We start from the raw sequence: 4,853 nt of genomic DNA on the forward strand, positions 1-4,853 counted from the left end.
CTCACGAACCGACACACCCAACCGCTCGTCCAACACCTTCACGACCGCGTCGAACGCCTCCGCGAACACCGGGAACACGCCATACAACTCACGCCCCATACCTACCCGCTGAGCACCCTGACCCGTGAACAACACAGCCACACGACCACGCCGAACCCGGTCCACCACACGACCAGAACCCGACACCACCGACTCAAGCCCGCTCACCAACGCATCCCGGTCCGCACCCACCACCACAGCACGGTGCTCCAACGACGCACGCGACGTCACCAGGGAGAACGCCGCGTCGACAACGTCCAACCCGGGACGGGACCCGACATGCGCGAGCAGCGCCGCCGCCTGCGCCCCCAGCGCCTCCGCACTACGGCCCGACACCACCCACGGCACCACCGGCAACCCGGCAACCGGCACCTCCACGGGCTCCTCAACCGCAGGCGCCTCTTCGAGGATCACGTGCGCATTCGTCCCACTCAGACCGAACGACGACACACCCGCCCTACGCGGACGACCCTCCACAACCGGCCACGCCCGCTCCCGCGTCAGCAGGGTGATGTCACCCTCCGACCAGTTCACCGCGGGGGTGGGCTCGTCGACGTGCAGCGTGCGGGGCATCAACTCGTGCCGCATGGCGAGGACCATCTTGATCACACCGCCAACACCGGCCGCGGCCTGCGCGTGGCCGATGTTCGACTTGAGCGAACCCAGCCACAGCGGGCGGCCCTCCGGCCGGTCCTGGCCGTACGTCGCCAGCAACGCCTGTGCCTCGATCGGGTCACCCAACCGCGTACCCGTACCGTGCGCCTCCACCACGTCCACATCACCGGCCGACAACTGCGCGTTGGCCAGGGCCTGGCGGATGAGCCGCTGCTGGGCGAGGCCGTTGGGGGCCGTCAGACCGTTCGACGCACCGTCCTGGTTGACCGCCGAACCGCGCAGCAGTCCGAGCACCGGGTGCCCGTTGCGTCGCGCGTCTTCCAGGCGCTCCAGGACGAGGATCCCGATGCCCTCTCCCCAGCCGGTGCCGTCGGCAGCGGCGGCGAACGACTTGCACCGGCCGTCGAGGGCGAGGCCACGGTCCTGGCTGAAGCCGACGAAGGCGCGGGGTGTCGCCATGACGGTGACACCGCCGGCCAGCGCCAGCGAACTCTCACCCGAACGCAGCGACTGCGCCGCCAGGTGCATCGCCACCAACGACGACGAACACGCCGTGTCCACCGTCACCGCCGGCCCCTCAAGACCGAGGCTGTAGGCAACCCGCCCGGAGGCGACACTGGCGAGGCCGCCGATGCCACCGTCACCCACGTAGTCGTGGTAGGCGATGCCGGCGAAGACACCGGTCGACGTGCCCTTGAGCGACAGCGGGTCGATGCCCGCGCGCTCCAGCGCCTCCCACGACGTCTCCAGCAGCAGCCGCTGCTGCGGGTCCATGGCCTTGGCGTCCTTGGGACCGATCTTGAAGAAGTCGGCGTCGAACAGGTCCGCCTCGTGCAGGAAGCCTCCGTCGCGCGAGTACGTCTTGCCGGGCGTGGCCGGCTCCGGGTCGTACAGTCCCTCGACGTCCCAGCCGCGGTTCTCGGGAAGGGTGGTGATCGCGTCCTTGCCCCCGGCGACCAGGTCCCACAGAGCCTCGGGCGACTGCACGCCCCCGGGGTAGCGGCAGCTCATCGCGACGATGGCGATCGGCTCGTGCTGCCTGGCGTCCGCGTCTCGCAACCGCCGCTTGGTCTGTTGCAGTTCAGCGGTGGCACGCTTGAGGTACTCGCGGAGCTTCTCGTCGTTGCTCATCTCCACCTTGACCGATCTCGTTTTCCGTGGGGAAGTTCCTGAGGCGGCACATACCGGTTCCGTCCGGCTCTACGCGATGCCGAGTTCCTGGTCCAGAACGCCGAACAGTTCGTCGTCCGTCGCGGCGTCGACCGTGCTTCCGGACTCCGCCGTCTCCGGGTCTCCATGGCTGTCGCGCCACTTGCGCAGCAGCGCTTCGAGCCGTGAGGTGATCCGGATGTGGGCGTCGTCCGCCGTATACGAGCCGAGCACGGCCTCCAGCCGGTCGATCTCCGTCAGCAGCGACCGGGCGGCGTCCTCCTCGGCCGGTGCGAGTTCGGCGGCGATGTGATCGGCCGCGGCCCGGGAGTTCGGGTAGTCGAAGACCAGCGTGGCGGTGAGCTGCAATCCGGTCGCCTCGGCGAGCCGCCTGCGCAGCTCGACGCCCGCGAGGGAGTCGAAGCCGAGCTCCTGGAAGGCGCGGCCGGGCTCGATGACGTCCATGGAGGCGTGGCCGAGGACGGACGCGACGTGTGTGCGGACGAGGTCCAGGAGTTCCTGCTCGCGTTCCTGCGGCGTCAGCCCGTTCAGCCGTCGCCGGAGGTCGTTCGCCGACGCCGTGCCCGAGGTCGCCGCCCGGCGCCCGTGCACCGGTACCAGCCCGCGCAGGACGTGAGGCAGCGCGTCGGGCAGCTCCCGTGCCAGCGTGCGCAGGACGCCCCGGTCGAGGCCGATGGGGAACAGCGCCGGCTCGCCGGACCGCGCCGCGGCGTCGAGCAGCCCCAGTCCCTCGTCCATGCCGAGGGCCGGCAGCCCCACCTGGCTCATGCGCCGTTCGTATCCGTCCGCGAACGCGCTGGCCGCGGATGCGCCCTCTCCTGCCGAGGCGGGTGGCGCTTCGCCGGTCCGCTGTTCGGGGTCGGCCGCCCAGGGACCGAAGGCCGACACGACCGCCGGCAGGCCCAGGGCGTGCCGGTGGTGGGCGAGTGCCTCCAGGAAGGTGCTCGCGGCGGCGGTGGCGGCCTGCCCGGCCCCGTGCAGCAGTCCGGACGAGCTGGCCAGTAGGACGAAGGCGTCCAGCCGGTGGTCGCGTGTGGCCTCGTGCAGGTTCCACGCCGCGGTGGCCCGGGCGTTCAGGACGGACGTCAGGCCGTCGGGGGTGAGACTGCCGATGGTCGCGTCGTGGTCGGCCGACTCGGCGTGCACCACGGCGGTGAGGGGATGCGCGTCGCCGATACGGGAGAGCAGACGGGCCGGCGCACCCGGGTCGGCGGCGGCGCACGGCTCGACGGTCACCTCCGCACCGAGCGCGTTCAGCTCCGCGACCAGGGGGCCGGCCGTCGTGCCGGTCAGCACGAGCCGCTTCACACCCTGGGCGGACACCAGGTGCCGTGCGACCGCGGCCCCCACCCCGTGCGTACCGCCGGTGATCAGGACGGTGCCGTCCGGCGACCACGGGCGCGCGCCCGCCGCTCGGCCGGAGACCGCGCGGAGCCGGGGTGCCAGTACGGCTCCGCCGCGTACGACGGCCTCGGGCTCGCCGGTCGCGGCGGCCGATGTGACGGCTCGCCAAGGGTCGTCGTGACCGGCGACCGCGGTCAGGTCGCGGCCCTGTTCGCGGTCGGGATATACGTCCAGGTCGACGAGCAGGAACCGGCCGGGGTGCTCCGCCTGCGCCGCCCGCACGAGGCCCCGGACGGTGGCCTGGGCGGCGTCCGCGCCGCCACCGTGCACGGAGACCGCGCCGTGCGTCACCACGGCCAGCCGCGAGCCGTTGAGCTCTTCCTCCGCGAGCCACTTCCGCACCGCGTCCAGCGTGAGTTCCGCGAACTTCCGAGCGGCCCCGGGCACGTCCTCCCCGGTCGGCGGCAACGTCAGAACCGCGAGGGCGGGTTCCTGCGCGCCCTCCCTGATCACCGCCGCCAGCGCGGCCGGCTCGGCGTACGCGGGCACGGACCCGGTGGGGTCCCCGCCCAGCAGCACGAGGCCGCCGGCCGCGTCCTGGCCGGCGGGGCGCGTGTGGTCCGCCGGGATCCAGTCCAGTCGGAACAGTGCGTCGCCGCGTACCCCGGTGGTCCGGCCTTCCCGGGCCTTGCGGGACGCAAGGGCGCCCACGGACAGGACCGGCAGACCGGACGGGTCGGTCAGGGTCACCGAGACCCGGCCCGCGTCACCGGGGGCGACGCGGGCCCGCAGCGCCGTGGCGCCCGCAGCGTGCAGGACCACGTCATGCCACTCGGCCGGTGCGACCACCGCGCCCTCGTGCACGGTGTGCAGGCGCTCCGCCTGCAACGCCGCGTCCAGGAGCGCCGGGTGGACGCCGAAGCGGTCGGCCCGGCCGGCCTCCTCGGGCAGGACGACCTCGGCGAACAGCTCGTCATCGCGCCGCCACGCGGCCGTGAGCCCCTGGAACGCCGGTCCGTACCCGTATCCGCGCCCGAGCAGCTCCTCGTACAGCTCGTCCACGTCGACTTCGGCCGCACCCAGGGGCGGCCAGGGGCCGTCCACCCAGGCCGCACCGGCCTCGGCCCCGTCCGCCCCCGCCTCCGTCGGAACTCCGGCGCTCAGGGCCAGGACTCCCTTGGCGTGCAGGGTCCACGGCACGTCCGCGCCGTCCGGGCGGGAGTGAACGGTCAGTTGCCTCTCCCCCGCCTCGTCGGGCCCGCCGACCACCACACGCAGCGCCGTGGGCGCCTCCCCGGAGAGGACCAGCGCATCCTCGACGGTGAGGCGTCGGACCAGGCCGCAGCCGATCCGGTCCGCCGCGCAGAGAGCCAGCTCCAAGAGCCCCGTGCCGGGGAACTCCGTGACGCCTTCGAGGTCGTGGTGGGCGGGCCAGCGCTGCTCGCCCGCGTGCAGACGTCCGGTCAGGACGAAGCCGTCCTCTTCGGGGAGCTCGACGAGCGCACGGAGCAGGGGGTGCTCGGTCGCGGTCAGTCCGACGCTCGCCACGTTGTCCAGCGGCTGAGCGGCCAGCCAGTAGTGCTCGTGCTGGAAGGCGTAGGTGGGCAGGTCGACGCGGTGGGCGCCGGCCGGGGCGAAGTACTCCGCCCACCGCGGCTCGACACCCGCCACGTGCAACCCCGCCA

Annotated in this window: 2 protein-coding genes; both read right to left on the reverse strand. The window is 73.0% G+C overall.

Annotation, left to right across the window (positions count from 1 at the left end):
- On the reverse strand, positions 1-1,785 hold a 1,785-nt coding region (locus ACN6LM_RS37500), incomplete at its 3' end, for a type I polyketide synthase (protein WP_445069898.1).
- Between the two features lie 69 nt (positions 1,786-1,854).
- Positions 1,855-4,853, reverse strand: a 2,999-nt coding sequence (locus tag ACN6LM_RS37505) for a KR domain-containing protein (RefSeq protein WP_445069899.1), incomplete at its 5' end; no start/stop codon positions are given.

The sequence above is a fragment of the Streptomyces sp. SAS_281 genome (genome assembly GCF_052542855.1).